We start from the raw sequence: 26,870 nt of genomic DNA, 5'->3' as shown, positions 1-26,870 counted from the left end.
CGGTGATGTCGTGGTGGTCGTTCCAGCTCCGTCTCCCGAGAAATGAGTTCCTCCTCGCACCGTATCGGAGACGCACAGCGGAGGTGCAGTCATCGCCCTTGTCGCTATGGATGGGCTGCTGTTTCTAGATGCAGATGGAGAAGGGGGGCTTTAAAGTAAGCTTGACACGGTGCCAGCATTTTTCTGCTCGCCGTTGCCACCGATGTCACCATGGAGTGGCACTACTAGGCTTGTAGCGAGCTTACAGAAGTATTGCCGATGTCACCGTCCACCGCCACGTGAGGTCTATGTGCGCCATCGTACCGACTGCGCTTGATCATGCGACTAGTCTTTCATTGGTATCGGGCCTTCCCATGAAGTTAGCTTAGGCGTGTTGCCACATGATTCCTGAAACATCCTGTCGTTGAGCGAAGAGCACACGCAATACGAGGCCAGCTGCGATGAAGGATGCTCGATTGGCCATTTTACCGTCGAGTTCCAAACGGAAGGAGTTTGATATGAACTGGGATATCGTTGAAGGTAACTGGAAACAATTCAAGGGCAAGGTGAAAGCAGAGTGGGGCAATCTCCCCGACGATTACCTCGACATGATTGCCGGCAAGCGAGTCGTGTTGGTGGACAAGCTCCAGGATGCCTATGGAATTACAAAAAACGAAGCCGAGCAGCTGATCAAGCGCTTTGAAAAACACAACAATGATTACCATCCGAAACGCTCCTCCTAATCGGGCACACGCTGTGTACAGCGTTGTGCGGCGAACAGCATCAGGGTCGCCGAGTCAGGTTCTTTCTTGAAAGGATTTCATGTCATGACGCGCTATAGACACTTTATCCCGCCATCGCTGCCGATTGGGGGTGGTGCGATAGCCTTCAATTTTGTCTCACTTGTGGTTGATCGCCGGCGCAGTCAAGAAAAAGGGCGGCCGAGGACGGAACTTGATGACTGGGAGGGAGAAGGAGGGCGCGTAGCAGCATCCCACGCTGTAGTGCCTTGATTGCGGATGCCTGCGATTTGTTGCGTTCACTAAGCTTCATAACAACCTAAAATGTGATTATTAAGCGCGTTGGCAATTAGTACGTAACCCGAGTGGCCCCTGGATGCATCACTCCCTCGACAGAGCTCATTTCATTCAGTACCTCACTGGGTTCATCATGGCTTGGCAACATTAAGGTAACGGCGCTTGCCATGAGTGTGAAGGTGGCGGTTTCACACCAAGACCACCAAGAAAGACGGTGAATTCATTAGGATCCAAGGATGTTCACCCATGCCATCGGGTACGCATCTTCATCTGCCGAGACGTGATACGGATAATCCCCCGGCTTGCAGTGGTTGTCTTATCGGCAGGATTCCCTGCATACCGGGGGGCACAAACCTGAGGGCATCGGGTGCGTGTCGCCGAGTTCGTTGCTGCCTTCAGCGGGTTGCTCTCACCATTGTGCGTCTCCTGAGCCATCCGTGCCAACGACCTCTCCTTATAACGGTACCAATGATGACCATCACCATGATGGCCGTTTATCCTATTGGAGAACCGAAAATGCGCTATCTCCTTCTTGCGTTGTCTTTGCTGCTTTACCCGGCAACCTCAACCTACTCCCAGATCAGTATCGGTATTGGCATCGCCCTTCCGGGCATCAGCATTGGCATCAACCTACCCGCGTATCCATCTCTCGTCAGGGTGCCAGGCTATCCTGTCTACTACGCTCCTCAAGCGGATGTGAACATCTTCTTTTACGACGGCTTGTACTGGGTGTATGAGGAAGATCGCTGGTATGCGAGCAGTTGGTACAACGGACCGTGGGATGAGGTGGAACCCGAGTATGTGCCGCTGTTTGTGCTACGGGTTCCGGTGCGCTACTACCGCCGGCCTCCGGCGTATTTCCGCTATTGGCGGGCCGACCGGCCGCCCCGTTGGGGTGAACACTGGGGGCCCGATTGGGAAAGGCGTCATGGCGGATGGGACCGATGGGACAACCGCTCCGCTCCGCCTCCCGCACCGTTGCCGATCTACCAGCAGCAGTATTCGGGGGATCGCTACCCTCGCTCAGTAGAGCAGCAGCATACGATTCGTTCCCAGAATTACCGCTATCAGCCGCGTGAGCCCATAACGCAGCAGCATTTCCAGCAGCGGAATCAGCAACAGCAAGAGCAGCAACAGCAGAATCAGGAACGGCAGCAGCAAGACCAGCAACGGCAACAGCAGAATCAGGAGCGGCATCAGCAAGAGCAGCAACGACAACAGCAGCAGAATCAGGAGCGGCAGAAGCAAGAGCAGCAACGACAACAACAACAGCAGAATCAGCAACGGCAGCAGCAAGACCAGCAACGGCAGCAGCAGAATCAGGAGCGGCAACAGCAAGACCAGCAACGGCAACTGCAACAGCAGAATCAGGAGCGGCAGAAGCAAGAGCAGCAACGACAACAACAGCAGAATCAGCAACGGCAGCAGCAAGACCAGCAACGGCAACAGCAACAGCAGAATCAGCAGCGGCAACAGCAGAATCAGCAGCGGCAACAGCAAGACCAGCAACGGCAGCAGCAACAGCAGAATCAGGAGCGGCAGAAGCAAGAGCAGCAACGACAACAACAACAGCAGAATCAGCAACGGCAGCAGCAAGACCAGCAACGGCAGCGGCCACAGCAGGACAACCCGGACAGGTCGCGCGCCGGACAGCGTCAACAGGCGCCTGACGTTCAGCAGTCACCGACTCAACAACGACCAAAAGAGCAACTCAAGAAACGCCCCCCGGATATGCAACCTCCCGAAACAGAGCAGCAAGACAGGGGAAGGGGAAACAAGAGCGAATAGTGAAGTGATGATTGCAGGGGTTTAGAACAGGGTGGTCGATTCAATCTATTGAGAAGGTTCCGGCCGCCCTATTTGAGGTCCAGCTGTAGAGGTGACAGACATGCTTATGACGATTGCGGTCATCCTGGTCGTCTTGTGGTTACTGGGTTTGGTTTCCTCGTACACTCTTGGCGGGTTCATTCATATCCTGCTGGTTGTTGCGATTGTGGTGATACTGTTCCAGCTGATCGCAGGCCGCCGTTAGACAGGCGCTCGACATGGTTCTCGCCTTGGATTGGCAATCTGGCAGGTTGGCAAGCAAAGGAGCGCAGATTGGGCGCAGGTATGAACTGGACCCATAGACTGGTTTGCTCTGTGCAGAGTGCGCCAATGCCTGTTTGGCTTGTTAAATTCCGCTATTAATTGGCTTGGCAATTGGCAAGGAGTGAACTTGGACCACTACCGCAGGTACTTCGTGATCGTTGTAGCGGCCCTCGTTGCCCTCGCCCTGTACTGGATGCTCGTGCCCTTTTGGGGGGCGCTTGCTTGGGGTATCTGTCTCGCTTTCTTGTTGGCTCCAGTGCATGGGTGGCTGATGCGCGTGCTGAAGGGACGCGCCGGTCTGTCAGCGGGAATTATCACGGTGCTGGTTCCGGTTGTGCTTGCGGGTCCGGTGTTTAGCCTTGGCGTGGCATTCGCGAATCAGTTCGCGGATCTGGTCACGCATCTGCAAAAACAGCCGCTGCGTTTCGATGCCAATCTGCTCACGCAATTGGAACGGTACCCCCTCGTCGGCAGTCTTGCCGAGTGGCTACGTCAGAAGCTCACTGCCACGAACGAGCAGCTGCAGGGCTGGCTGGTCAGCAGCGCACAGATACTGCTGCAGTCGCTGGCGTCGACGGGGGGTAGCTTCGTGCTCAGCGCTTTGGGCACGATCGTCCACTTCTTCATGATGCTATTCCTGCTGTTCTTCCTACTGCGCGACGGCCGTCAGCTGCTTAACCGTGCCGTGCGCCTGGTGCCGATGCAACCTCAGCGTAGGAGCAAGTTGCTCAAGCTGGTTGGTAACACGACACGCGCAGTGGTCTACGGCACCGGTCTGACCGCTATCGCTCAAGGGGCATTGGTAGGTATCGGCTTCGCTATCGCGGGGTTGCCCTCCGCCGTGGTGTTTGGCGTGCTGGCGGCTATTCTGGCGCTGTTGCCGATCGGCGGCACGGCTCTCGTTTGGGTGCCAGCGGTTGGTACTTTGGTCGCCACTTCGCAATGGGGTTGGGCGATCTTCATGTTGATCTGGGGAGCCGGCGTGACGGTCTCCGACAACCTGCTGCGACCGTTGCTGATTTCGAGCCAGGAGCCAGTGTCGATACTGGTCGTATTCGTCGGCGTCATCGGTGGTCTTTCGGCCTTTGGCATGATCGGTGTGATCATCGGACCGGTGTTGCTGACGGTCATTGCCGCGTTACTGCGTTTCGTCGAGGAGCTGCTGTCCAGCCAGGCCTGATACCGATGGTTCCACGGGGTAAGGCCCGAAGAAGTACCTTTGTGGAGGAAGTTGTAGGGTCAATGAACAAGCTTGGCTGCGCGTTTCTAAGTGGTTTGGGATGTCTTGTCAGGCGTGATAACCCGGAATAGGTTGGGCTGAAGTACGAAAGCAGGAATATTCGGCAGGGATACAGTCGGTACTCAATAATGCAAGCCTATTGTCATGTCCAGGTTTCGGCCGTCGTACGTGAAGCGGACGGCAGAGAACGAAGGCGTACCAAGTAAAGCTTTTGCGTCGTTTGAAAAACCGTAGCCTTCCGTTGGAATGCCGAGCAAGTTAGTGTCAATTTTTCCGTTCATATTTTCATCATGAACCACGGCCAGCGCGTATGTTCCCGGTGCAATGTCTTGAAAGTCGCAACTCGCTTGTTTACCTCGAATCTTTATTGACATGAGATTGGTGGCAGAGCGCAGATAGTCTGCCGGGAAGCCCACGGACGACTCGAAAAGTGCGCAAGCTATGGTTCCCGTGCTGTTTTTAATGTTCAGAATTTTCACATGAATTCCTGGGCAGGGTGCTGTAGCAAAGGCGGCTCCATAAGGGTTTGTAAACACCAGTACGGCACACAATGCTAGCCATCTCACTCCCGTGAGAACGCGGATTTCGGGGGGCTTGTCTGGCAGAACCATCGCAGGCTGCCAAGTCGATGACTGATTCATGTCCCCGTTTTCCCCTTTATTTGAGCGGGCGCAGCGGGGACATAGGGTAGCAGGCGATCTGTTTCTTTCTTGACTACGGCGTAACACTCGCAACACAGCTGTTCCAGTTTGGGTCGATCCAGCACGGTGATATGCCCGCGGCTGTATTCGATCACGCCAAGCTTCTGCAACTTGCCCGCGGCATCGGTGACCCCTTCGCGGCGTACGCCAAGCATGTTGGCGATCAGCTCTTGGGTCATTGTCAATTGGTTGCTCGGTAGGCGATCGAGTGAAAGTAGCAGCCAACGGCACAGCTGTTGGTCAATCGAGTGGTGGCGGTTGCAGACCGCTGTTTGGGCCATTTGTGTAATCAGGGCCTGGGTGTAGCGCAGCATCAGTTGCAGCAACTCGGTGTGGCGGTTTACCTCGTCCTTGAAGCGTGGCCCCGCTAGCCGGAAGGCGTGACCGGCGCTTTGCACGATCGCCCGACTCGGCGTGCTTTCCCCTCCCATGAAGACAGCAATGCCAACGAGCCCCTCGTTGCCGACTACCGAGATTTCCGCCGATGCACCACTTTCCATCACGTAGAGCAGCGAGACGATGGCGTCGGTCGGGAAAAAGACATGGCGCAAGGCGTCTCCAGACTCATATAAGACCTTGCCGAGCGGCAGTTCTTCCAATTCGAGGTAAGGGATCAGTCGGTTTAGCACTTCGGCTGGCAAGGCGGCCAGGAGATGGTTTTGTTGCGGTGTGGGTGTCTCGGGCATGGCAGGCACCTAACGATAAATGGCTCCATACGACGCAGTATAGTTCATGGGTATGGGCGGTTTGGCAGCTGGACTGGTCAAGAAAGTAGATCGACTGGGCGGCCCTGGCGTTAAATACCCGCACCGTGCGCGAATACCTGCAGGTGCGCCTAAGATGAGGCGAAATCGGATTGATTGACAATAATCCGCATCCCCGATTACAGACCTGAAAGGAAGGGGCTATTTCGAAATCTCTCCTTGGTAGGGGCCGAATGCAGTTGAAACAGTCAGTTTTTCAACACAATCGCCCCTCAACTGCCGTTCGAGCGGTCCGAGTTTCAATGGCAGGTATTAGAGTGAGGCAGGCAGATCACCTGGGTAGATTGATAGTCAGGAAAGGCCTACGATCTGCCGCTGAGCCCTCCTGGGTAGCTGCAGGTCGGCCATTGCGGCCGTTGGCGGTTGCAGTCCGGTGCGGCAGCAATGCAGCGGTTAGCTGACGTTGCCGTGATCAGACAGTCGAACGGCGGCTTTCTTGGCTGGCGAACGTGTGCTCTCGACCCATTGCTGTCGGTCTCGCTTTGGCAAGCAGACGTTCACGAGCATCACTGAACGATCAGGGTGATCACTCGGAGCAAGGGTGTCGAAATACAAAGCTGTTTCTGAGCCAGTAAAAGCTCCCATCCTGTATCGTTTCAGTGCTTGTGCCTGTGGTGTGAGTCAGGGAAATGCGGGTGGGTATGCGTCAGCACGTCGTGCCGATGCTGATGACGGTGCTTGGTGCCTGGTGCGATCGGATAGTCATGGTCGTGCTGGTGATGCTCATCATGCACATGCTCGTGCTCATGTTCCAACGCTTCGTGCGTGTGCACGTGCTCGTGGCGTTCGGTGAGGTGCAGCCAGATGCCGATGGCCATCAATCCACCGGCAAGCAACAACGGTAGCGTGATCGGCTCCCCCATAGTCAATGCCAGCAGGGCACCGAAGAACGGTGCGACAGAGAAGTAGGCACCAGTGCGGGCAGTGCCGAGGTGGCGCAGCGCTACCACGAACAGCGCCAAGCTCACACCATAGGCAAGGAAGCCAACGATCATGGCCCCGCCGAGGTTGGGCGGCGGCGGCAGAGAAGCTCCCAACATTAAAGCCAGGGCCAGGTTGACCGAGCCGGCCGCCAATCCTTTGACCGAGGCGATCCAGGTTGCATCCGTCAGGGAGACTTTGCGCGTCAGGTTGTTGTCGATACCCCAGGCGAAGCAAGCGCCAACGACCGCCAGTGCCGGCCACATGCCAGCGAAGCGCGCCTCTCCCGGCCAGCTCAGGATCAGTGCCCCTGCAACAATGGCCACCATCCCCAATGCAATGCGGTGGTCGAAGTTTTCCTTGAAGGCGAACCAGGCCAGCAGCGCCGTGAACACACCCTCGGCATTGAGCAGCAGCGACGCCCCGGAGGCCGGCATCCCAGTCAGGCCCAGCATCAGTAACACCGGCCCGACGATACCGCCCGACACGATGGCCCCTATAAACCATGGGGCTTCATGACGCGGCAAGCGGACGGCAGGTGCCCGCGTCAGACGACGGTACAGTGTCAGGCCAACGCCAGAGCCAAGGTAGAGCAGCCCGGCCAGCAGCCATGGGTTGACGTTATGCAGCAGCAGTTTGGCAAACGGCGTTCCTGCGCCAAATAACAGCGCTGCGCCCAGCGCCGCCGGCACGCCAGTCTGGCGTAGTCCTTCTTTCCAATTCATGGCGATCTCTCACTTGCCAGGTAGTTGCCCTGTTGTGGTGGTAGTCCCGCCGGACATATGCCCGCTACAAGTATTTGGTGATCTCTTTGAACTCGCGCAGGGTATCGTCCGCGCTTTGCTGGCCCTCGCGCACCGCATGTTCCAGGCAGTGCTCGATATGGTCATGCACCAGAATTTTCTTGGCGTTGGTGACAGCGCTTTCGACGGCCTGAAGCTGCTGGGCAATGTCCAGGCAGCTGCGCCCTCTTCGAGCATGGCAATGATGCTCTTGAGGTGGCCATCGGCTCGCTTGAGCCGCTTGATGATGTCGGGGTGGGAGGTGTGTGTACTCATGGCTTCGTATCCTATCCAGGAGGATAGGAAAAGACAAGAAAGCCGAGGGCTGACCGCTAGGCTTTCCTGAAGCTTGGGATGTCCAGGCTCGTGTCGGCTCCCAGTCCGATCACGAGCAAATGTAATGAGCTTTGCGCTAAACGTAATATTACATACATTACAAATAGTGTAATCTTCATTTCAAAGGAGGCGAAATGAATCAGATCAACTGGCTCGCTTTGGTCACCAGCGTGAGCGGACAAAACGGCACCCTGCGTGTGCGGCTATGGCGGCAAATGAAAGCGATCGGTGCTGCCGCGCTACGCGATGGCGTCTACCTGTTGCCGGCCCGGCCTGAACTGCGCCAAGCGCTGGCGAACTTGCGCGATGAGCTGTTGGCCGCAGATGGCATGGCCCACGTACTGCAGGTGGTGGAAGACTCCCCCGCAACCCAGGCGGAATGGCAGGCGCTGTTCGACCGGAGCGAGGCCTACCAGCAATGGAGCGAGGAGCTGGCGGCGCTGCTGGCACAGCTACCGGAGTCGGAGAGCGAAGCCCGGCGCAGTCTGCGCCAGCTGCGCAAGGAGCTGGAAACGATCGCCACCATCGACTTTTTTGCCGGTGAGTCGCTGGAGTCAGCTCGTCGGCAATGCAACGACGCGGAGAAGCGGCTGACCCGCCACTACTCGCCAGATGAGCCATTGGCGGTTGGTGGAGACATCCCCCGTCTCAACCCGGCCGGCTACCAAAAGCGGCTATGGGCTACGCGAGCCCGCCCGTGGGTCGATCGTGTCGCCTCGGCCTGGCTGATCCGTCGCTTCATTGACCCCGCCGCCCGTTTCATTTGGCTGACCGACGTTCACGCTTGCCCGTTGGAGGCGCTGGGTTTCGATTTCGACGGGGCGACGTTTTCCCATATCGGAGAGCGGGTGACGTTCGAGGTGCTACTGGCGAGTTTCGGCTTCGAGCACGACCAGGCCTTGGCCCGACTCGGTGAGCTGGTGCACGCACTCGATGTCGGCGGCAGCGTGGTGCCCGAGGGTGTCGGCTTCGAGGCTGTACTGGGTGGCGCACGCAGCCGGATCGTAGACGATGACCTGCTGCTGGCCGACATCAGCAACGTCCTGGACTCGCTCTATACCCACTTCCAGGGCGCGGCCAGACCGTAAGGCCCTCTAGCAACACTTCTGTAGCAGGAGATCACCTTGAGCAATACCAGCAATACCGTCCCCATCAGTACGCATCCAGCCTACACCTTGTGGCAGCTGGTGCTGTACTTCCTGCGCCTTGGCAGCTTCGGCTTCGGTGGCCCGGTGGCTCTGGTCGGCTACATGCACCGCGACCTGGTTGAGCGCCATGGCTGGATTACGGAGGCCGACTATAAGGAGGGGTTAGCGCTGGCCCAGCTCGCCCCCGGGCCGCTGGCCGCGCAAACCGCCATTTATCTCGGCTATGTGCATTACCGCACTCTGGGCGCCACGCTGGTCGGGCTGGCTTTCGTGCTGCCCTCGTTCCTGATGGTGGTGGCACTGGGCTGGGCCTACCAGCAGTTTGGCGGGCTGCACTGGATGCAGGCCGTGTTCTACGGGGTCGGCGCCGCCGTGATCGGCATCATTGCGATCAGCGCCCACAAGCTGACGACCAAGAGCGTCGGCAAGGACAAACTGTTGTGGGCCATCTACCTGACCCTCCTCGCCGTGACGGTCATCACCGAGTCGGAAATCGCCTGGCTGTTCGTGGCGGCCGGGGTGCTTGGCTGGTTCTTGCGCGCACCGCCCAAATGGCTGGGCAAAGGCAGTCTGAATGCGGTCACTGCCGCCCAGGTGCCAGCTGCCAGCAACCTGCTGGCCGGCTTGGATCTGTCGCTGCTGAGCCAGATCGGCCTCTTCTTCACCAAGGCCGGCGCATTTGTCTTCGGCTCAGGGCTGGCGATCGTCCCGTTCCTCTACGGAGGCGTCGTGACCGAGCACCACTGGCTCAACGACAAGCAATTCGTCGATGCCGTGGCCGTGGCGATGATTACGCCGGGGCCGGTGGTCATCACGGTGGGCTTCATCGGCTACCTGGTCGCGGGTTTTCCCGGTGCGTGCGTGGCGGCGCTGGGCACCTTCCTGCCGTGCTACCTGTTCACCGTGCTGCCCGCACCGTATTTCAAGAAGTACGGCAAGTTGCCGGGGGTGGTGGCGTTCGTGAACGGCATCACTGCGGCGGCCGTGGGCGCGATCACCGGCTCGGTCATCGTGATCGCAAAACGCTCGCTGGTCGATGTACCAACCGTATTGCTGGCGATCGTCACCATCCTGTTGCTGTGGCGCTTCAAAAAGCTGCAAGAACCGGTGATCGTCGTTGGCGCTGCTGCGATCGGCCTGCTGCTGTATCCGCTGTTGCACCACTGAAATCAACCGAGAGGAGAGTGTCCATGACTTACCAGATCCAGCCCTTGGCCTGCGGCCCCGCCAGCCTCAACGGACTGTAGGACCAGCTCATCCGCAGCCATCACGAGAACAACTACAGCGGCGCGGTGAAACGCCTGAACGCCATCAGCACACGCTTGCAGGGCCTGGACTTCACCAGCGCTGCAGTGTTCGAACTCAATGGTCTGAAGCGCGAAGAATTGATCGCCGCCAATTCGATGATCCTGCACGAGCTGTATTTCGACAGCCTGGGCGGAGCTGGCAGTGCACCACTCAGCCACCTCGCCGATGCCCTGGCTCGCGACTTCGGCAGCGTTGAACGCTGGGCAGCCGAATTCAGCGCCATGGGCAAGGCACTGGGCGGCGGTTCGGGCTGGGTATTGCTGACCTGGTCACCACGCGACCGCAAACTGATCAACCAATGGGCATCCGACCATGCCCATACCTTGGTCGGTGCCACGCCGATCCTGGCGCTGGATATGTACGAGCACGCCTACCACATGGACTACGGCGCAAAGGCAGGTGCTTACGTCGATGCCTTCATGCAGAGCATCAACTGGCCGGCCGTGCAGCAGCGGTTCAGTGCCGTGGCCGGCAATGCGTAAGGGTTTGGATGGTAGCGGCCGGCTTCGCCATGGCCTCAAGTGTCGCCATGGCTGCGCAACCACTGAGTCGGCATACCTTGTCAGGCGCAGAAATTAACAAGACCTTCGTTGGCAAGGTAGCCACGGATGGCCATCACTGGACCTATCACCTGAAGCCTGACGGGAGCATCGATGGCGTCGAAATGGGGCGACCCCGCAAGGGGCGCTGGTCGATTCACGACAACCGGCTATGTCTGAGCGTGCCACTGGGTGCGCCTGAGCAGTGCGTAGCAATCGTGCGGGAAGGCAAGGGGCTGATTTTTCGGGATAACGGCATGGACATCACCGATGTGCAGGTGGAGCCGTACCGTTCCAGGCAGCAGCTGCAATAGGAGGCATGATGAAGTGGATCACTCGCGAGCGGTCGAAGATCGACCGCATAGCCTGCCCTTGGCTCATTACACGCTTTATCGACAAGTCACCCGAGTTTCTGTTCGTACCGCCGGCCGATGTGCTGAAGGTGGCGGCAGAGACGGGAGCGATCCCGTACGACATTCCTGGTGTCGAGCTTTCGCATGAGGGCGAACTGTGCAGCTTCGATGCCTTCCTGAAACAGTACGGACTTACCGACGATCCGGCGCTGCAGCAGCTTGCCGTCATCGTGCGCGGAGCCGACACCTCGCGGCTCGATCTGACCCCGCAATCCGCAGGGCTATACGCCCTCTCTCTCGGGCTGTCCCAGGTCTATGCCGACGATCACGAGATGCTGCAGCACGGGCTGGTGATGTATTAGGCACTGTACACTTGGTGCAAGGACTGCCAGGCGGAGACGCATAATTGGCCGCCAAAAATGTGACAAAGCGACTCTACCTGAGTAGCCGATTTCACCGTTGACATCATTATTGATTGGCCGTATATGGACTCCTCCCGGTTTGCACACATTTCACAGCTCTGGAGTTCGGATCGACTGCTTACGTATATCCGGCCTCTGAGTTGGGCTTAATTGCCCGGGCCATAATGGGCTATCCGCGCGCCAGATCCCTATTGCTTTGTCGTGCTGTTCGCACTTGGCCAGTTTTCGGGTTCTTCCGACGCCGGTTCGACCTGTTCGCCATCACTGCTTCATGCTGCGCAATCGTGAAGATGGGTTAAGCGTTGATCATCTCGTTGCCGAGGCCCTGTCCAACCCGAATGCTCAGGACACTGTGTCTCCTGCCTGCCCATAATCTGGGTCGTAATCCGCTTCCCGCGTCATCAGCGCCCAGGCTAGGCGTACCGTCTTGTTGGCCAAGGCGACCGCGGCAATATTATTGTTGCGACGGGCGCACAGGCTTTGAATCCAGCAACTGAGGCGATCTGTTTGTGTCGCAGCGGCGCGAACGACCGCTCGCGCCCCGTGAATGACCAAAGTGCGCAGATAGGTATTACCTCGCTTGCTGATCCCCAGTAACCGGTCTTTGCCGCCACTGCTGTGCTGAGCAGGGACCAGTCCCAGCCACGCAGCAAGATCCCGCCCCCGCTTGAAGTCCTTGGCGTTGCCAATGGCGGCCACCAGTGCAGTGGCGGTAATGGGGCCAATACCGCGTAGTTGCTGCAGCTTTCTGGCCATCGCATTTTCATTGGCTTGGCGTACCATGTCCTGATCTACGATGGCAATTTGTTCGTCCAGATACACCAGATCTTCGCGCAGACCATCCAGCAGATGACGGAAGCACGCCGAGAGGCCGTTTTCTGCATCCTCCAGGATGAGTGGTAACGCCTGACGCAATTGCTTCACGGTCACCGCGATCACGATTCCATACTCAGTCAGCAAGCCGCGAATCTGATTGACCTTGGCGGTCCGCTGGTGAATCAGTTCGGTCCGAATGCGGTGCAATGCCTGCAGATCCTGCTGCTCAATCGTTTTGATCGGTACAAAACGCATTCCCGGTCTGCTGACCGCTTCGCAAATCGCTTCTGCATCGTTGGCATCATTCTTGTTGCCCTTCAGATAAGCCTTCACAAATTGCGGGGCAATCAACTTGACCGTGTGTCCCATTGCCTGGAGCTGACGTGCCCAATGATGCGCACCGGCACAGGCTTCCATGCCGATCAGGCAGGGTTCGAGTTTCTGGAAGAACTCCAGGAGTTGATGACGACGCAGTTGCCGGCGACACACAGGGTGCTCATGAGCATCCACCCCATGAATCTGGAAAACGTTTTTGGCCAAATCGATGCCGATGCGCATAATCTTCATGGTGGACTCCTCGTTCCGTTTTGACTGGTTTGTTGACGCCTCCAGTCTGGCGCGTTGATGCCGTATCAGGAGGGAGGAGTCCATCCCATTGCTTTGGGTCGGAAGCGCGCATTCGCTAGATTGAGAGCTGTCGTTCAGCGCGGTTCGCCCCTGAAAGGCAGGTAGCGCCCCATCGCTGGTGCCAGGAACAGGATGACCGGCCGATCCCACGCGCGCAGTAACCAACAGCACGTTGGTTATGCAGATTTGGATTTCGTATCTAGTGCGCGCGCTGGTCATGGATCGGTGGACTGGTCCACTTGTGTCGTCCTCCGCGAGGAGCATCTCGGCTGTGGGCTCAAGAACGAGGGTCTAATGGGCTGAAATGGCAACCTAGGTGCTGTTCGTAACGAAAAAGGGGCAAAACCCCCTGTTTTTCGAAGCGGTTTTTTTATTGGAACAGTGTTGAATATAACCATCGAAACCGAAATTGAGCGATGGTGCGGAAATGCGAAAAATTTTGCGACTGCCCCAGGTGAAGGCCAAAATGGGCCTTGGGAAAACAACGATCTACGCACGTATGAAATCAGGGGACTTCCCGAGGCCGGTGAAAATCGGACGAGTTTCAGGGTGGGACGAGATGGATCTGGATGCCTGGATCGAAGAACAGAAGCTGGCTAGCCGATCGGTTATTTGATCTGCACGGTTACATTGACGCCGGGTTTACGGTCACAGGTGAAGGTAGGCGGCCCTTGGGGCACGCGACAATCTCGAACGAGCCGTCCCAGAGCGGTAGTGGCAACTGGTGGGATACAGGAAACCGTCCGAATTCGGACGGTTTCAGATGGATGACACTTCCCGTTTTGCCTTCGCTTTGTCGAGGTAGTCTGACCAGTCCTGCATCATCGCGCGGCGTTCAGCCAAGAACTGGGCGTGGTTGTACGCGGCTTTGACCTTGTTGCGCTCCAAGTGGGCCAACTGGCGCTCAATCACCAGCTCGGGATAGCCCAGTTCGTGCAGCATAGTTGAGGCTGTCGAGCGGAATCCATGGCCAGACACCACGCCCTTGAATCCAATGTATTCAATCACACGGTTTATCGTGGTCGCCGTAATGGATTCATCGGGACGGCGTGTGTTTGGGAACACGAACCGCCGATGGCCAGTGAATTTGTGCAGTTCTCGCAACAATGCTACTGCCTGTGTTGACAGCGGAACGATATGTTCCGTCTTCATCTTCATCAATTCCTCTGGAATGCGCCAAGTGCAGCTTTCAAGATCGAACTGAGACCACTCAGCCCGGCGAATCTCGATGGTCCGGACGAAAGTCATCAGCATGAACTGTGCCGCCGGCTTGGCGATGCCATATCCCTTGTAGGCTTCCAGCGACTGAAGAAACTTTGGCAGGGTTTCAAGTTTCAGCGGCTGGTGGTGTTTGATTTTGCCACGCTTGACCACGCCGCTTAGGGGCTGCGTCGGATCAAGCTCACACCGCAATGTCGTGATGCCATGACGGAAGGCTGCTCCGATCCACTGCCGCAGATTCCTGGCGACGATGGGTGCATTCCGTTTCAGCACCACATTGATGATCTCAAGCACTTGGGCCGAAGAAATGTCACGAATTGGTAAGTCGCCAATTTTTGGTATGGCATCCGCATCCAGAGTGCGGCGCACCTGCCGTCGGTAACTCTCGGACCAGTGCGTATTGGCAGAAATCCAGTCCTCCGCTACGAGTCGGAAGGTGTTCTTGTTCTCTTCAATCCGGTTACTCACAGCGGTGCGCTTAGCCGTGTTGGGGTTGATGCCTTGGGCGACAAGCGCACGAGCTTCTTCTAGTTTCTGGCGTGCCTCGGCCAAACTGATGGTAGGGTAATCACCAAGGGTGAACATGTTGGCCTTGCCGGCCAACCTAAAGCGATAGCGCCAAATTTTCTGGCCAGTCGGACGAACCTCTAGTGCCAAGCCTTTCGCATCGGACAGGCGATAGACCTTCTCCTGTGGTTTGGCTTGGCGGATTTTGGTATCAGAGATCATGTGAGTAACCAGAAACGGAAAAGTGAGTAAAAACCGTTACTCACAATCTTACTCACAATTTGCGCGGATGGCTCTGGTCAGCAGCGAACTGTCATGAACGAGACGAGGAGGTGCCGGCACGGTTGGCAGGCATGTGGCGAACTTAAGCGAACCGGGAGAAACTGCTGTGCCCGCTATCGATCATAAGCAGCATTTAGACTTTATCCTTTTGAATTGCAAGGGAATTTATAGAATCCCAGTCGTTTTATACCCGCTTGTATACCCGCTATTTATTTTGCTGGGGTACTGAGCCAAAGCTGAGACACCTCAGATCATTCCCGATTCGCTTGTTGGAGAGGGGGCCAGCTGCAGATTAGGCGCTCCGATCGGCCTTCCCAAGTTGTCGCGCCATCGGTATCGGCCCGATCACCGCCAGCCAACTGTCGGCCGCCGCCGGCAATGCCAAGGGCTAAGGTTCGGCCCTGACTTTGCGGCCTCGCTGGGACGGGTGCCGCACTGGCGCTCAACCGGGGGCAAGTCCAAGCTCTTGGGCGTTTTCAGCCCTCACCAAGGAAGCCCATTGCCTCTGCGCGAATGAGTGCCAGTGTCTGGCGCACAAAGGCCAGTTGCGCGGCGGCATCATCGATTTCCTGCTGCAATCTCGCGGGCAGATCGTGCTCCGGTAGTGGGGTCTCGCTCATTTCGCGCCAGGGGATCCACGGGTTCGGACCTTCGTTATCGTGGCGAAATGGCGGGGCGTAGTAATCCACTTCTTCTTCCAGACCATAGGCACGGACTTGCGGCTGCTTGTCGCCGAGGCAGAGCAGACGGGTGAGCAGGGCGCGAAACGGTAGCTCCCCCTGGCCGGAGCGACAGGCGAGGTGGCCATTGCCGGTGGCCTCGGCCACGATGCGCGCGTCTTTGATGTGCACTTCGGTAACGTGGGCGGCCATGGCGTCCAGCGCCGCCAGCGGGGCTTCATTGGCGTTGATCATGTTGGCGAAGTCGAACAGGATCGACAGTTGCGGCCAATCGCTGCCAGCCACCAGCGCGACCAGCTCGTGGCTGGTCAGGTCCTCGTGCTGTTCAATGGTGAAGCGCAAGTCGCTGTCGCTGTAGCGTGCCTTCATGGACCGGATGTCTGCTGCCACCTGGCCTAATACATCGTGCAGATGGCCTTCGTAACGCGGATAAAAGCGCACTGAACGGGCGCCTGTATGACGGGCGATGCGCACGGCCTCGTCAATGGCCACGGCGTCGGAGGCGCTGGTTTCGATATGCAGTTCCAGCCCCAGCGCCGCGGCCCGGGCGCCAAATCCCTGCAATTCTTCCGGGCCGGCATGGCACAAGGCGGCGGCTTCGCCATCCAGCACGTGGATCTTCACGCCGGCCAACTGCTGCGGGTGCGCGATATCCAGCAGATCGGCAGGCAGGATTCTGCCGCAGCGCATGTTGAGGTGATAGGCGTAGGCATGAAGGAATAGCGGGATAGTGTCGATGCGTTGTACCACCTTGGCGGCGTTGGCCGTGGTTAACATGCGGTGTTCTCCGTGAAAGGGTGTCGGTTCATGACTGGGGTGCCTGCTGTTCCAGAATCGGATAGGCCGTGGCGCAGATGTGCGAATGGATGCGTTTCAGATCGCGCAGTACATCCAGGTGCAGCGAGCTGGACAGAATGCTTTCCGGGCGGCCATCGCGCAGGCGCAGCAAATGGTTGTCGGCGCCTTCGCGCTCCAGGTCGCGCACAATGACCTTGTCGTCCAGGATGCGCTCGGCGGTTTTCACGCAGCTGGAGACAAACGCCGCCTGGGCGCGCTGGAAACTTTCCAGTACCTGCTCGTGCAGTGCCTGTAGTTCGGTGGCGCCTTCGGCAGAAAAGCACAGCTTGCCCTTGATCTTCTTGCTGGCCAGCTCCATCAGGTTTTTGTCCACGATGTCGCCGATATGCTCCATATTGATGACGAAAGACATGATCGACATGGCGCGGCGCGCATCGGCCGGCTCCAGCCCTTCTCGTGTGACTGCGGTAACGTACAGCTTGATCGCCTCGTGCAGACTGTCCACCGCATCGTCTCGGCGCATTACTTCGCCGACCAGGCGACGATCGCCTTGCAGCAGGGCCGGCAGGCTGCGGCGTAGCATGTCGCCCACGACATCGCCCATGTGCAGGGCTTCGCGTGTGGCACAGGCCAGCGCCAGCGATGGCGAGGCGATGGCTGACGGGTCCAGATAGCGTGGGGCATCGGGGCTTTCTGCTTCGCGGTTGTCTGGCAGCAGTCGTTCCAAGGCGGTGGCCAACGGGTCCAACAGGCCGATGAACAGCAGGGCAATCGCCAGGTTCAGCAGCGTGTGCACGTGGGCGATCAGCTGGGCACTATCGGTGCTGCTCGCGTGCAGCAGCGATGCCAGCACGGAGACAAACGGCAACAGCAGCAGGCAGACGCCGCCGCGCAGCAGCAGATTGCCGGTGGGCAGGCGCTTGCGCAGGTTGTCCTCGCTCTTGGCTCCCTCGATATACGGGTTCAGCGCGCTGCCGATATTGGCGCCCAGCACCATCGACAAGGCGGTGTCCAGCGCCATGGCATGGCTGCCGGACAGCGACATCACCAGCAGCACTACCGGTGTGCTGGAGTGCGCCGCCCAGGTCAGCACGGCAGCGATGGCGGCGGTGAGCAGGGGTTGGCCGGATAGCACCGCCAGAATGCTGCGCACTGCCGGGGCGCTTTCGGCTTGTCGCATGGTGCCGACCAGCAGCGCCAGCGCCAGCAGCATCAGGCCAAGGCCGATCAGGGCGCGGCCAATGTTGCCGTGTTGCGAGCCCTTGCCGCGTTCGAACAGGGCCATGCCGATGACCAGACAGGCGGGCGACAGCCAGCTCAGGTCCAGCGAGAACGCCTGCACGATCAGCGTGGAGCCGACATTGGCGCCCAGCATGATGGCCAGTCCGGTGACGGGCGTCATCAGCTTACGGCCGGCAAAGGCCGAGGCGATCAGGCCGGTGGCGGTGCTGCTTTGCAGTACCGCGGTCACACCCATGCCGGCAAAAAACGCCTTGAAACGGTTGCCGAGGCTGCCGGCCATCACGTGGCGCAGCCCGGCGCCCCAGGCGCGCATGATGCCCGATTCCACCATGTGCAGGCCCCAGGTCAGCAGGGCGACACCGCCGGCAAGATGCAATAACACTGTAAACATGCTTACCTCGCTTGCGCCTTGCCGGCGCTGCGATGATCCCGCCGCAGCGGGACCGGGTTCAGGCCTGTTGCGCCGCGTGCTGCCAGCACAGGACTTGCCAGCCGCGCTCGCCGGCAATACGGCGCAGGGTGGCGTCGGGGTTGATGGCATGGCGATGGGTGACGGCTTCCAGCAGCGGCACGTCATTCAGCGAGTCACTGTAGCCGTAGCTGTCGTGCAGCGATTCGCCCTCGTCGTGCAGCCATTGATGCAAGCGGGTTACCTTGCCTTCGCGATAGCTCAGCACGCCGTGGGTATCGCCGCTGTAACAGCCATCACGAGTTGCCAGCTGGATACCGATCGAATCCGCCACGCCCAGCTGGCGCGCGATGGCGTTGACCAGGTGCTCACCGGTGGCGGAGATCACCAGTAGCCGGTCCTGGCGGGCGCGGTGCCACTCCAGCTGGCGTAGCGCCTGCGGGAAAATGCGCGGCAGGATGATGTGCTCGACGAAGGGCGCCAGCCAGCCCTGCACGGTGTCCAGGCCGAGGCCGCGCAGCGGGATCAGCGCAAAGCGCATGTATTCGTGCATGTCCACCCGGCCATCGCGGTAGGCCTGCAGCAGCTCGGCTTCGCGCGGCAGCATCTCGGCAGGCGCCAGACCGCGCTCCACCAGGTAGTGCAGCCAGAGATTGGCGCTGTCGCCATCCACCAGGGTGTCGTCCATGTCGAAAATTCCCAGTGCCATCTCAGTGCACCTCCCGCATTTGTTGTTGATCGATCATCAGGTTTACCTCGGTGCCGGCGGGCAGCAGGTCTTCGGCGCGGCGGTTCAACTGGTCTACCTGCAGGGTGATGCCGTGGGCCTGCACCTGATAGCGGATGACGTTGCCCAGCAGCTGGTGCTGGCGGATGGTGGCTGGTAGTGGCGCGCTCAGGTGCGCCGGGTAGGCCTGCCCCGGGGTGAAGATCTGGATGGCTTCCGGGCGGATCGCCAGATGGCCGCGGGTTTCCAACTGCAGCAGGCGGCTGGCTTCGGTGGGTGTCAGCAGGTTGTAGCTGCCCATGAAGCGGGCCACGAACTCGGTGGCCGGGCGGGTGTAGATCATTTCGGCCGAGCCTTCCTGCACGATGCGCCCCTGATCCATGACAAAGATGCGGTCGGACATGGTCAGGGCTTCTTCCTGATCGTGGGTGACAAAGACCGTGGTCAGGCCCAGTCGTTGCTGGATGTCGCGGATTTGCTCCCGCAGCGATTTGCGGATGCGGGCGTCCAGCGCCGACAGGGGTTCATCCAGCAGCAGGATGCGCGGCTCCACCACCAGTGCGCGCGCCAGTGCCACGCGCTGACGCTGACCGCCGGACAGTTCGTGCGGATAGTGCTGTTCCTTGCCGCCCAGTGCCACCAGGCGGATCACGTCGGCTACCTTGCGCGCAATCTCGCTGCCCGGCTGCTTTTGCAGCTTCAGGCCGAAGGCAATGTTCTGTTCCACGCTCATGTTGGGGAACAGCGCATAGCTCTGGAACACCATGCCGATGCCGCGTTTTTGCGGCGCGGCGCGGGTGATGTCCTCGCCGTCGACGCGGATACAGCCCGCGTCGATGTCGGTCAGTCCGGCCAGGCTGCGCAGCAGCGTGGATTTGCCGCAGCCGCTGGGGCCCAGCAGGGTGACGAATTCCCCTTTCCGTAGCGAGAAATGGATGTCCTGGAAAATGGTGGCGTTGCCATATTTCTTGGCCAGGCCGCTAGCTTCAACGTAACTCATGGCATGTCATCCTATTTGCTGAAACGGGCGGTCAGCCACGTCAGGAACAGTGTGAACAGGAAGTAACTCATGACGATGGCACTGGTGAAGTGGCCGCTCGTCTGACGCATGTTGTAGAGGTAGACCTGCAGGGTTTCGTAGTGGGAACCGGCCAGCAGGTTGGCAAACACGAAGTCGCCCAGCAGGAAGGAAAACGCCAGGAACAGCGAGGCCATCAGCCCTTTGCGCAGGTTGGGCAGGATCACCCGCAAAAAGGCCACCGGGGTGCTGGCACCCAGCAAATGGGCGGCATCCATCAGGTCGCGCACATTGATGCTGGCGAGACTGTTGACCAGCGAGCGGTACATGAAGGGCAGGGCGATGGTGAAATAGCAGCCCACCAGAATCCACGGCGTGCCGGTGATGTTCAGCGGACCATCGGCGTAGATGTTCAGCAAGCCCACCGAGGTCACCACCGGCGGCACCGCGAACGGAATCAGGATCAGCGCGTTCATCAGCTTGTCCAGGCCGGGAAAGCGGTAGAACACCACGAACACCGCCGGCACGATGATCAGCGTGGAGAGCAGCAGGGTGCCCAGGCACACCGCCAGCGAGCGCCCGAAGGCGGCGAGGAAGGCGCTGTCCTGCCACAGCTGCAGATACCAGCTCAGCGACAGGTCGTCCGGCAGGATGGTGGCACCCCAGTGTTCGGACAGCGAATACAGCAGGGTGGCCAGCACCGGTACGGTCAGCAGCAGGATCAGCACGGCGACCACGCTGCGGTGATAGAGCTCAGCGCGCATGACGGGCTCCTTTCTTCAGCAACCACTGGTTGACGGCGGTGACCAGCAGCAACATCAGCATCAGCAATACCGACAGGGCGGCGGCCATGTTCGGCTCCAGGAAGATGTCGCCGGACACCAGGCTGGCAATGCGAACCGTGATCAGGTTGAAGTTGCCTTGCGTCAGGGCATAGGCACTGGCATAGGCGCCGATGGCATTGGCAAACAGCAGGATGAAGGTGCCAAGGATGGCGGGGGCCAGCACCGGCAGACCCACGTAACGCCAGTATTGCCACAGCCGGGCGCCCAACAGCGAGGCCGCGGCCTGCCAGTCGTCATCCAGCGAATCGAAGGCCGGATACAGCAGCAGCACGCCCAGCGGGATCTGGAAATAGGTGTAGATCAGGATGACGCCGTTGCTGGAGTACAGACGGAAGTCCTCGATCAGCCCCCACTGGCGCAGAAGCACGGTCAGCGCGCCATTGGTGCCCACCAGAATGATGAAGGCGAAGGCGAGCGGGACGCCGGTGAGGTTGCTGGTCATATTGGTGATCGACACCACGAGCCGGCGCAGCCGGCCGGAAACCCGGCGCAAGGAGGCTGCCCCCAGCAGCGAAATCACCAACCCGATCACGCTGGACCACAAGGAAATGCGCAGGCTGTTGTCGAAGGCCTGGCGGTAAAACGGCGAGGACAGGATGTCGCCGTAGTTGGCCAGCGACAGGCCCTGTTCGGTGTGCACGCTGTTGACCAGCACCCACACCATCGGCGCCAGGCTGAACAGTATCAGCATGGCGAAAAAGGGCAGCAGCAACAGCGCCGCCGGCCAGTGCCGCAGCCGTGAGCGCGGCCGCACCGGCACGGCAGGCTTGCCGGCAAGGGGGAGCGAAGTGGTTTTCATGACAAAAGTAACTCCGGGTTACGCGGTTTGGTGTGGCGCAGGCCGGCGGCGAGGCGGCACGGCTCGGTCGGTTGCACACGGCTATACGGCCGCTTGCTGAAACGTTGGCCGAACACGGACCGTGGCACCCGCCGCAGGCCGGGCCGGCGTCGTTGCGCTCGATGCCGCTATGCGCCGGCGCCGCCCCGTCGGGAATGCCTTCGTACCCATACCAGGCTGGCCTGGCTGGACGTGGCAGGCGCCCCTTACTGCATGTTCACCATGACCATTTCCTGCCACTGGCGCGGCAGCTTCTTGGTCGAGTCCTCCCAGGCGGCGAAGTCGCGGATCGGCTTGGCAACCTTGTACTGGCTGGCGGGCAGCAGCTTGGCCTGCACATCGGCCGGAATCGACACATTGCTGCGGATCGGTCGGGCATAGCCGCGCGCCAGGTTGACCTGGCCCGCATCGCTCAGCACGTATTCGCGCACCAGCTTGGCGGCGTTCGGGTGCTTGGCGTACTTGTTGATGATGGTGGTGTAACCGGTGGTGACCGAGCCGTCGGTGGGAATGCTCACCGTGAAGCGCTTGCTGTCGATGCGGTCGCGGTAGCTCAGCGAGGTGAAATCCCACAGGATGCCGACTTCAATCTCCCCCTTTTCCAGGTTGGCCAGGCTCGGGTCGATCAGCGACAGGCGCCCCTGCTTGGCTAGTTGGCCGAAGAACTCCAGCGCCGGCTTCAGGTTCTTCTCGTCGCCGCCACGGGCCAGCGCGGCGGCCAGCACGGCACTGTTGGCACGGGCGGAAACCCCTACCGCACCCAGCGTGACCTTGTATTTGCCTTTCAGCAGGTCGGCCCAGGATTTGGGCGGCTCTTTCACCAACTGGTTGTTGGTGATGAAGGAAATGGTGCCGGTATAGGCCAGTACCCAATGGCCGTCCTTGTCCTTGGCCCAGGCGGGAATGTCGTTCCAGGTGCTGGGCTTGTACGGCTGGGTCAGCCCCTTTTGCAGCGCAACCGGGCCAAACGTATGCCCAACGTCGCCGATATCTGCCGTCGCGTTGGTCTTTTCGGCCTCGAACTTGGCCAGTTCTTCAGCCGAGCTCAGATCGGTATCGCGGTGACTCAGGCCATATTTCTGGGTAACCTGTGCCCAGGTGTCTTTCCAGTTGGCCCAGTCGTCGGGCATACCCACGCTGTAAACGGCGCCTTCTTTCTTGGCGGCCTGGGCCAGGACGGTGAGGCTCTCGGCATTGGCCTGTGCCAGGCAGAGGCAAAGCCCGCCGAATACGACGCTAACCAGCAAGTTGTTCATGTTTGCTCCTTTGGTCTAGTCCAGATTTGAACTGCAGGCAAACCTTAGTCCAGTGGCTTTCCGGCTGTCAATCGTGCTGCATGTTGCCGGGCAGCAAAAACGCGACGTCGCAAGGATTTTGTTTTGCCAATTATTTGAATTTTAACGATATAAATAAAAATTCGCCGTGTGGTTTTCTTTGCAGACCTACCGGGCGGGCAACACTGTCATTCCCTTGACATGTCTTTGAGAAATAATGATTTCGTGATAGATTTGCCATTAATTTGAAATACTGGAGTAGTCCAATTGGCGACAATTGAGCGCAATACCACTCTGGCCGCCCAGATCAGGCAGTCGCTGGAGATGCAGATCGATAGCAAATTGCTGCAGCCGGGGGTCAAGCTGCCATCCGAGCGCGAGCTTTCCGAGTTGTTCGATACCACGCGCACGACGGTGAAGGAGGCCCTGCTGGCGATGGAGGCCGAAGGGCGCGTCTATTGCGAAGACCGCCGTGGCTGGTTCGTCGCCCCGCCCAGGCTGATCTACAACCCGCTGTACCGCTCTCCCTTTCACCAGATCGTTACCGAACAGAAGCGGCAACTGGAAACCCTGGTGCTGTCGTCGCGCACCATCGTGGCAACGCCGACTCTGTGCCAGGAGCTGGCGTTGCCCACCCTGTCGCGGGTGAACGAGGTCACACGGCTGCGCAAGCTGGATGGTCGCGTGGTACTGCTGGCGCGGCATTACCTGAAACCGGAGCGCTTTCCCGGCATTCTGGAACATGACCTGAGCCAGTCGCTGACCACGCTTTACGAGCAGCAGTACGGGGTGCGCTACGGGCGCTCTCGTTTCGAGATCAACCCCACGGCCGCCTGGGGCGAGGTGGCGCAGGCACTGATGCTGACCGAGGGCAGCCCGATCTTGCTGATCTCCTGCGTCAACTACGACCAGCATGGCGAAATCATCGATTGCGACCATGAATACTGGCGCCACGACGCGGTACGCATTCTGGTGGATAGCCAGGAGCTGGAGCGGATGAAGGCAAACACCTTGCTGTGAGGCATGACCGATTCAGCCCCTGCCGCCGATGGGCGTCGCTCCCGGCGGTTACGTTTGGGGCATCCGGGGTGTTCCCACCGAGACGACTGAAAAACGTCGGGTCCGGTTGGAAACTGCCGCCAGCGCCTTGCTGGTGAAGACGTGGCGGCAAGGGGGGCCGGGCGGCGGTTACGCTGCCGTCGCGTTACCTGCCGCATGGCGACGGGCAAACGCCTCGAACCACGGCAAGCTCTCCGGGTTGGCCATGGTGTCCGGGTTGGCCACTTTCTCGAGTGCTTGGCCGAGCAGCAGTTTCTTGATCGGCAGCTCCATCTTCTTGCCCGACAAGGTGCGAGGGATCGCATCGACCTGGAAGATGTCGTTGGGCACGTGCCGCGCGGACAGGGCGACCTTGATCCGGTCACGAATCAGGCCGGTCAATTCGGGCGTCAGCTCGATATCGGGGCGCAGCACCACGAACAGCGGCATGTAGGATTCGCGGCCCAGGTATTCCAGGTCCACCACCATGCTGTCCAGCACTTCCGGTAGGTCTTCCACGGCGCGATACAGCTCGCTGGTACCCATGCGGATGCCATGGCGGTTGATGGTGGCATCGGAGCGCCCGTAGATCACCGCGCCGCCGCGCGGGGTGATGCGCACCCAGTCGCCATGGCGCCAGATCCCGGGGTAGACGTCGAAATAGCTGTCGCGGTAGCGGACGTTGTCCTTGTCGTTCCAGAAGCAGAGCGGCATCGACGGCATCGGCGCGGTACAGACCAGTTCCCCTACCTCGTCCAGCAGCGGCCGGCCGGCGTCGTCGAAGGCCGCCACGCTGGCCCCGAGACAACGGCACTGGATTTCGCCGAGGTACACCGGCAGGGTCGGGGTGCCGGCGACGAAACAGCTGGCGAAGTCGGTGCCGCCCGACAGGCTGTTGATCCAGACCGGGCCGACGTTGTCCAGCAGCCACTGGTAGCCTTCCGGCGGCAGCGGCGAGCCGGTGGAACCGATGCCGCGCAGTTGGCCGAGATCGGCCAGTTGCTTGGGAACCACCCCGGTCTTGAGGCAGGAGAGGTAGAAGGCGGCGCCGGCACCGAAGAAGGTGACGCCGGCATCGCTGGCGAAGCGCCACAGCGCGCCCAGGTCCGGTGTGCCGGGGTTGCCGTCGAACAGGCAGAGGGTGCTGCCGACCAGCAGGCCGCCCACCTGGATGTTCCACATGATCCAGCCGGTGCTGGAGTACCAGTGGAAGCGGTCGCCCGGCGCCAGGTCGAGGTGGAAGGCGCCGAACTTGAGGTGCTCGATCAGCACGCCACCCTGCGAATGCACGATGGGCTTGGGCATACCGGTGGTGCCGGACGAGTACACCACCCACAGCGGGTGGTCGAATGGCACGTATTCCGGCTGCAGCGGCACGTTGCCGGCGGTGGCATCCTGCCAGCTCACGGCATTGGGCAGGCCGGCAAGGTTGGCCGCATGGCCCAGATTGGGCAGCAGCACCACGTGCTGGATGCTCGGCAGTTCGGCCACGATGGCCTGCAGCAGCGCGCTGCGGTCGTGCGCCTTGCCGCCGTAGCGGTAGCCGTCCACGGCGATGATGGCCTTGGGCTCGATCTGGCGGAAACGGTCGAGCACCGCGAGCTGGCCCATGTCCGGCGCACAGGCCGACCAGATGGCGCCGATGCTGGCCACCGCCAGCAGGGCGACCACGGTTTCCGCAATATTCGGCATATAAGCCACCACGCGGTCCCCCTTGGCGATGCCCATGCCGCGCAGGGTGGCGGCCAGGGCGGCGACCTGACGTTGCAGCTCGGCCCAGGACAGCTCGCGATCTTCGCCGCTTTCGTTGCGGCTGATGATGGCGGGGCGGGTGTCGGTGGCGTGGCGGAACACCTGCTCGACGTAGTTGAGTTCGACGCCGGGAAACCACTCGGCGCCCGGCATCTTCGCCGCGGCGAGCGCCTTGCCGCGCGGTTGGCGCGAGGGTACGGCAAAGTAGTCCCACACCGCGCCCCAGAACGTGTCTAGATCAGATACCGACCATTGCCACAGGGCTTCGTAGTCATCGAACACGAGTCCGTGTTCGCGTTCCAGCCAGTTGCTGAAGGCAGTTAGCTGGGCGTCGCGGCGGGTCTGCGCCGAGGGCTTCCAGGCCATGATGGGGGCTTCCATGCTTGTTCTCCCGTAGAGTGGGCAGCCGTGCCGACTGGCAGGGCGCGGCTGCGCGAATTCGTTGCTGTCGTTGGCTTCCCGTCAGCCGTTCACGGCCTGTCGCATGGCGCTCAGCAGGACATCGGCAGGGACGGCCCCGGAGAGCGGGAAGCGCTGGTTGAAGGCAAAGCCGGGTACGCCGGCGATGCCATAGACCTGGGCCGCCTGCCGGCTCTGCTGCAGGAACACGCCGCTGTCGTGCTCGGCCGGCGACTGCAGATAATCGGCCGCTGCGGCAGGGGGCAGGCCGAAGCGGGCGGCGAGGCGGGTCAGATAGGCGACGTCGCCGATGTTCTTGCCCTGCATGAAATAGCCGTCGAATAGCTCTTCGATCAGCGCCTGTTGGCTTTCTTGGCCGCATTGCCGGCCGAGGTAGTGCACCAGACGGTGTGCCGCCAGGGTGTTCGGCAGCACGCTAATGGCGTCGAAGTTGAACGAGAGCCCCACGCGGTCGCCGGCTTGCTGTACTTGGGCGCGCCGCCGAGCCGCCGCCTCCGGGCTGCCCAGGCGCTGCCGGTAGAACGTCTGGTATGGCAGCCCCGTGTCTGGGGTGTCCGGCAGCAGGATGAAGGGGTGCCAGCGCATGTCGACCGCTACCGCGGGGTGGCTGGCAGCGAACAGGCCAAGTGCGGTGTCCAGATGGCGCTTGCCGATCAGACACCAGGGGCAGATGAGGTCGAACATCACCTCGATGGTCAGCGTGGTGCTCATGGATTCCATGTCGTTCAGGGTGGGGTGGCATCGGCTTTTCCGCT

Annotated in this window: 25 protein-coding genes and 1 pseudogene; 10 read left to right on the top strand and 16 right to left on the bottom strand. The window is 60.1% G+C overall.

What is annotated here, in order from left to right; all coding sequences use genetic code 11:
• Positions 1 to 497 precede the first annotated feature (497 nt).
• Positions 498 to 722, top strand: a complete 225-nt coding sequence (locus ABKF58_RS15995; protein ID WP_482581922.1) for a CsbD family protein — start codon at positions 498 to 500, stop codon at positions 720 to 722.
• Positions 723 to 2,039: 1,317 nt separating this feature from the next.
• Here the strand turns inward: ABKF58_RS15995 and ABKF58_RS15990 are convergent.
• Positions 2,040 to 2,675, bottom strand: coding sequence for a hypothetical protein (locus ABKF58_RS15990; RefSeq protein ID WP_482581920.1), 636 nt, complete (start codon positions 2,673 to 2,675; stop codon positions 2,040 to 2,042).
• Positions 2,676 to 2,904: 229 nt separating this feature from the next.
• On the opposite strand from ABKF58_RS15990, the gene ABKF58_RS15985 reads away from it, so the two are divergent.
• Together ABKF58_RS15985 and ABKF58_RS15980 are read left to right on the top strand one after the other, a co-directional pair.
• Positions 2,905 to 3,048 carry a lmo0937 family membrane protein gene (locus tag ABKF58_RS15985; RefSeq protein ID WP_008952650.1) on the top strand — a complete coding sequence of 48 codons (144 nt, stop codon included), beginning with the start codon at positions 2,905 to 2,907 and terminating at the stop codon, positions 3,046 to 3,048.
• Positions 3,049 to 3,234: 186 nt separating this feature from the next.
• Positions 3,235 to 4,287 (top strand): AI-2E family transporter, encoded by a 1,053-nt coding sequence (locus tag ABKF58_RS15980; protein ID WP_482581918.1) that lies wholly within the window; start codon positions 3,235 to 3,237, stop codon positions 4,285 to 4,287.
• A 182-nt stretch (positions 4,288 to 4,469) separates the two neighbouring features.
• On the opposite strand, the gene ABKF58_RS15975 is transcribed toward ABKF58_RS15980, so the two are convergent.
• The 4 genes and pseudogenes from ABKF58_RS15975 to ABKF58_RS15960 form a co-directional block, all read right to left on the bottom strand.
• A complete protein-coding gene (locus tag ABKF58_RS15975; protein ID WP_482581916.1) occupies positions 4,470 to 4,826 on the bottom strand; it encodes a DUF2141 domain-containing protein in 357 nt (118 codons plus the stop codon).
• Positions 4,827 to 4,984: 158 nt separating this feature from the next.
• On the bottom strand, positions 4,985 to 5,734 hold the full coding sequence (locus ABKF58_RS15970; RefSeq protein WP_482581914.1) for a Crp/Fnr family transcriptional regulator: 750 nt from the start codon (positions 5,732 to 5,734) through the stop codon (positions 4,985 to 4,987).
• Positions 5,735 to 6,408: 674 nt separating this feature from the next.
• The gene (locus ABKF58_RS15965) at positions 6,409 to 7,458 is read right to left on the bottom strand and encodes a DMT family transporter (RefSeq protein WP_482581913.1); all 1,050 of its coding nucleotides are present in this window, start codon (positions 7,456 to 7,458) and stop codon (positions 6,409 to 6,411) included.
• 64 nt (positions 7,459 to 7,522) lie between these two features.
• Positions 7,523 to 7,713: pseudogene (locus ABKF58_RS15960) on the bottom strand (metal-sensing transcriptional repressor).
• A gap of 272 nt (positions 7,714 to 7,985) precedes the next feature.
• On the opposite strand from ABKF58_RS15960, the gene ABKF58_RS15955 reads away from it, so the two are divergent.
• The 5 genes from ABKF58_RS15955 to ABKF58_RS15935 all read left to right on the top strand — a co-directional run bounded on the left by ABKF58_RS15955 (position 7,986) and on the right by ABKF58_RS15935 (position 11,561).
• On the top strand, positions 7,986 to 8,939 hold the full coding sequence (locus ABKF58_RS15955; RefSeq protein ID WP_482581912.1) for a chromate resistance protein ChrB domain-containing protein: 954 nt from the start codon (positions 7,986 to 7,988) through the stop codon (positions 8,937 to 8,939).
• Between the two features lie 36 nt (positions 8,940 to 8,975).
• On the top strand, positions 8,976 to 10,166 hold the full coding sequence (locus tag ABKF58_RS15950; protein WP_482581910.1) for a chromate transporter: 1,191 nt from the start codon (positions 8,976 to 8,978) through the stop codon (positions 10,164 to 10,166).
• A 125-nt stretch (positions 10,167 to 10,291) separates the two neighbouring features.
• Positions 10,292 to 10,789, top strand: a complete 498-nt coding sequence (locus tag ABKF58_RS15945; protein ID WP_482581909.1) for a superoxide dismutase — start codon at positions 10,292 to 10,294, stop codon at positions 10,787 to 10,789.
• A 29-nt stretch (positions 10,790 to 10,818) separates the two neighbouring features.
• On the top strand, positions 10,819 to 11,160 hold the full coding sequence (locus ABKF58_RS15940; RefSeq protein WP_482581907.1) for a hypothetical protein: 342 nt from the start codon (positions 10,819 to 10,821) through the stop codon (positions 11,158 to 11,160).
• Positions 11,161 to 11,165: 5 nt separating this feature from the next.
• On the top strand, positions 11,166 to 11,561 hold the full coding sequence (locus ABKF58_RS15935; protein WP_482581905.1) for a chromate resistance protein ChrB domain-containing protein: 396 nt from the start codon (positions 11,166 to 11,168) through the stop codon (positions 11,559 to 11,561).
• A gap of 402 nt (positions 11,562 to 11,963) precedes the next feature.
• On the opposite strand, the gene ABKF58_RS15930 is transcribed toward ABKF58_RS15935, so the two are convergent.
• Complete coding sequence (locus tag ABKF58_RS15930) at positions 11,964 to 13,004, bottom strand: IS110 family RNA-guided transposase (protein WP_482581311.1); 1,041 nt, start codon at positions 13,002 to 13,004, stop codon at positions 11,964 to 11,966.
• A 469-nt stretch (positions 13,005 to 13,473) separates the two neighbouring features.
• Here ABKF58_RS15930 and ABKF58_RS15925 point away from each other — a divergent pair, with 469 nt between their 5' ends.
• Positions 13,474 to 13,680: a helix-turn-helix transcriptional regulator gene (locus tag ABKF58_RS15925; protein ID WP_482581903.1), complete on the top strand. Its 207-nt coding sequence runs from the start codon at positions 13,474 to 13,476 to the stop codon at positions 13,678 to 13,680.
• Positions 13,681 to 13,823: 143 nt separating this feature from the next.
• Here ABKF58_RS15925 and ABKF58_RS15920 read toward each other — a convergent pair whose 3' ends face one another.
• The 8 genes from ABKF58_RS15920 to ABKF58_RS15885 form a co-directional block, all read right to left on the bottom strand.
• Entirely contained in the window at positions 13,824 to 15,014 is a 1,191-nt protein-coding gene (locus ABKF58_RS15920) for a tyrosine-type recombinase/integrase (protein ID WP_482581901.1), read from the bottom strand.
• 536 nt (positions 15,015 to 15,550) lie between these two features.
• A complete protein-coding gene (locus ABKF58_RS15915; RefSeq protein ID WP_482581900.1) occupies positions 15,551 to 16,531 on the bottom strand; it encodes a sugar phosphate isomerase/epimerase family protein in 981 nt (326 codons plus the stop codon).
• A 28-nt stretch (positions 16,532 to 16,559) separates the two neighbouring features.
• On the bottom strand, positions 16,560 to 18,185 hold the full coding sequence (locus tag ABKF58_RS15910) for a Na/Pi cotransporter family protein (RefSeq protein WP_482581898.1): 1,626 nt from the start codon (positions 18,183 to 18,185) through the stop codon (positions 16,560 to 16,562).
• A gap of 58 nt (positions 18,186 to 18,243) precedes the next feature.
• Positions 18,244 to 18,912 (bottom strand): HAD family hydrolase, encoded by a 669-nt coding sequence (locus ABKF58_RS15905; protein ID WP_482581896.1) that lies wholly within the window; start codon positions 18,910 to 18,912, stop codon positions 18,244 to 18,246.
• Between the two features lies 1 nt (position 18,913).
• Positions 18,914 to 19,930, bottom strand: coding sequence for an ABC transporter ATP-binding protein (locus ABKF58_RS15900; protein WP_482581894.1), 1,017 nt, complete (start codon positions 19,928 to 19,930; stop codon positions 18,914 to 18,916).
• A gap of 11 nt (positions 19,931 to 19,941) precedes the next feature.
• Complete coding sequence (locus ABKF58_RS15895) at positions 19,942 to 20,712, bottom strand: ABC transporter permease (RefSeq protein WP_482581893.1); 771 nt, start codon at positions 20,710 to 20,712, stop codon at positions 19,942 to 19,944.
• Positions 20,702 to 21,592, bottom strand: coding sequence for an ABC transporter permease (locus ABKF58_RS15890; protein ID WP_482581891.1), 891 nt, complete (start codon positions 21,590 to 21,592; stop codon positions 20,702 to 20,704). Before ABKF58_RS15890 ends, ABKF58_RS15895 begins: the two co-directional genes overlap by 11 nt.
• A gap of 245 nt (positions 21,593 to 21,837) precedes the next feature.
• Positions 21,838 to 22,887, bottom strand: a complete 1,050-nt coding sequence (locus ABKF58_RS15885) for an ABC transporter substrate-binding protein (RefSeq protein WP_482581889.1) — start codon at positions 22,885 to 22,887, stop codon at positions 21,838 to 21,840.
• A gap of 285 nt (positions 22,888 to 23,172) precedes the next feature.
• On the opposite strand from ABKF58_RS15885, the gene ABKF58_RS15880 reads away from it, so the two are divergent.
• Positions 23,173 to 23,925, top strand: a complete 753-nt coding sequence (locus tag ABKF58_RS15880; RefSeq protein ID WP_008954147.1) for a UTRA domain-containing protein — start codon at positions 23,173 to 23,175, stop codon at positions 23,923 to 23,925.
• Between the two features lie 168 nt (positions 23,926 to 24,093).
• Here the strand turns inward: ABKF58_RS15880 and ABKF58_RS15875 are convergent, their stop codons facing one another.
• Both ABKF58_RS15875 and ABKF58_RS15870 read right to left on the bottom strand, forming a co-directional pair.
• Positions 24,094 to 26,076 (bottom strand): acetoacetate--CoA ligase, encoded by a 1,983-nt coding sequence (locus ABKF58_RS15875; RefSeq protein ID WP_482581887.1) that lies wholly within the window; start codon positions 26,074 to 26,076, stop codon positions 24,094 to 24,096.
• An 81-nt stretch (positions 26,077 to 26,157) separates the two neighbouring features.
• Positions 26,158 to 26,826 (bottom strand): DsbA family oxidoreductase, encoded by a 669-nt coding sequence (locus ABKF58_RS15870; RefSeq protein WP_482581885.1) that lies wholly within the window; start codon positions 26,824 to 26,826, stop codon positions 26,158 to 26,160.
• Between the last annotated feature and the right edge of the window lie 44 nt (positions 26,827 to 26,870).

Source organism: Pseudogulbenkiania sp. AW2-16 (genome assembly GCF_056824575.1).
Note: the sequence above shows the minus strand (reverse complement) of the source record. Positions and strands in the feature narration are given on the sequence as shown.

What these genes read in the sequence shown, in the direction of transcription:
- ABKF58_RS15910 (WP_482581898.1), bottom strand. Translation starts at nt 18,185, where the DNA reads ATGTTTACAGTGTTATTGCATCTTGCCGGCGGTGTCGCCCTGCTGACC.
- ABKF58_RS15985 (WP_008952650.1), top strand. Translation starts at nt 2,905, where the DNA reads ATGCTTATGACGATTGCGGTCATCCTGGTCGTCTTGTGGTTACTGGGT.
- ABKF58_RS15930 (WP_482581311.1), bottom strand. Translation starts at nt 13,004, where the DNA reads ATGAAGATTATGCGCATCGGCATCGATTTGGCCAAAAACGTTTTCCAG.
- ABKF58_RS15900 (WP_482581894.1), bottom strand. Translation starts at nt 19,930, where the DNA reads ATGAGTTACGTTGAAGCTAGCGGCCTGGCCAAGAAATATGGCAACGCC.
- ABKF58_RS15935 (WP_482581905.1), top strand. Translation starts at nt 11,166, where the DNA reads ATGATGAAGTGGATCACTCGCGAGCGGTCGAAGATCGACCGCATAGCC.
- ABKF58_RS15920 (WP_482581901.1), bottom strand. Translation starts at nt 15,014, where the DNA reads ATGATCTCTGATACCAAAATCCGCCAAGCCAAACCACAGGAGAAGGTC.
- ABKF58_RS15955 (WP_482581912.1), top strand. Translation starts at nt 7,986, where the DNA reads ATGAATCAGATCAACTGGCTCGCTTTGGTCACCAGCGTGAGCGGACAA.
- ABKF58_RS15940 (WP_482581907.1), top strand. Translation starts at nt 10,819, where the DNA reads ATGGCCTCAAGTGTCGCCATGGCTGCGCAACCACTGAGTCGGCATACC.
- ABKF58_RS15875 (WP_482581887.1), bottom strand. Translation starts at nt 26,076, where the DNA reads ATGGAAGCCCCCATCATGGCCTGGAAGCCCTCGGCGCAGACCCGCCGC.
- ABKF58_RS15870 (WP_482581885.1), bottom strand. Translation starts at nt 26,826, where the DNA reads ATGAGCACCACGCTGACCATCGAGGTGATGTTCGACCTCATCTGCCCC.
- ABKF58_RS15885 (WP_482581889.1), bottom strand. Translation starts at nt 22,887, where the DNA reads ATGAACAACTTGCTGGTTAGCGTCGTATTCGGCGGGCTTTGCCTCTGC.
- ABKF58_RS15890 (WP_482581891.1), bottom strand. Translation starts at nt 21,592, where the DNA reads ATGAAAACCACTTCGCTCCCCCTTGCCGGCAAGCCTGCCGTGCCGGTG.
- ABKF58_RS15970 (WP_482581914.1), bottom strand. Translation starts at nt 5,734, where the DNA reads ATGCCCGAGACACCCACACCGCAACAAAACCATCTCCTGGCCGCCTTG.
- ABKF58_RS15915 (WP_482581900.1), bottom strand. Translation starts at nt 16,531, where the DNA reads ATGTTAACCACGGCCAACGCCGCCAAGGTGGTACAACGCATCGACACT.
- ABKF58_RS15895 (WP_482581893.1), bottom strand. Translation starts at nt 20,712, where the DNA reads ATGCGCGCTGAGCTCTATCACCGCAGCGTGGTCGCCGTGCTGATCCTG.
- ABKF58_RS15905 (WP_482581896.1), bottom strand. Translation starts at nt 18,912, where the DNA reads ATGGCACTGGGAATTTTCGACATGGACGACACCCTGGTGGATGGCGAC.
- ABKF58_RS15965 (WP_482581913.1), bottom strand. Translation starts at nt 7,458, where the DNA reads ATGAATTGGAAAGAAGGACTACGCCAGACTGGCGTGCCGGCGGCGCTG.
- ABKF58_RS15995 (WP_482581922.1), top strand. Translation starts at nt 498, where the DNA reads ATGAACTGGGATATCGTTGAAGGTAACTGGAAACAATTCAAGGGCAAG.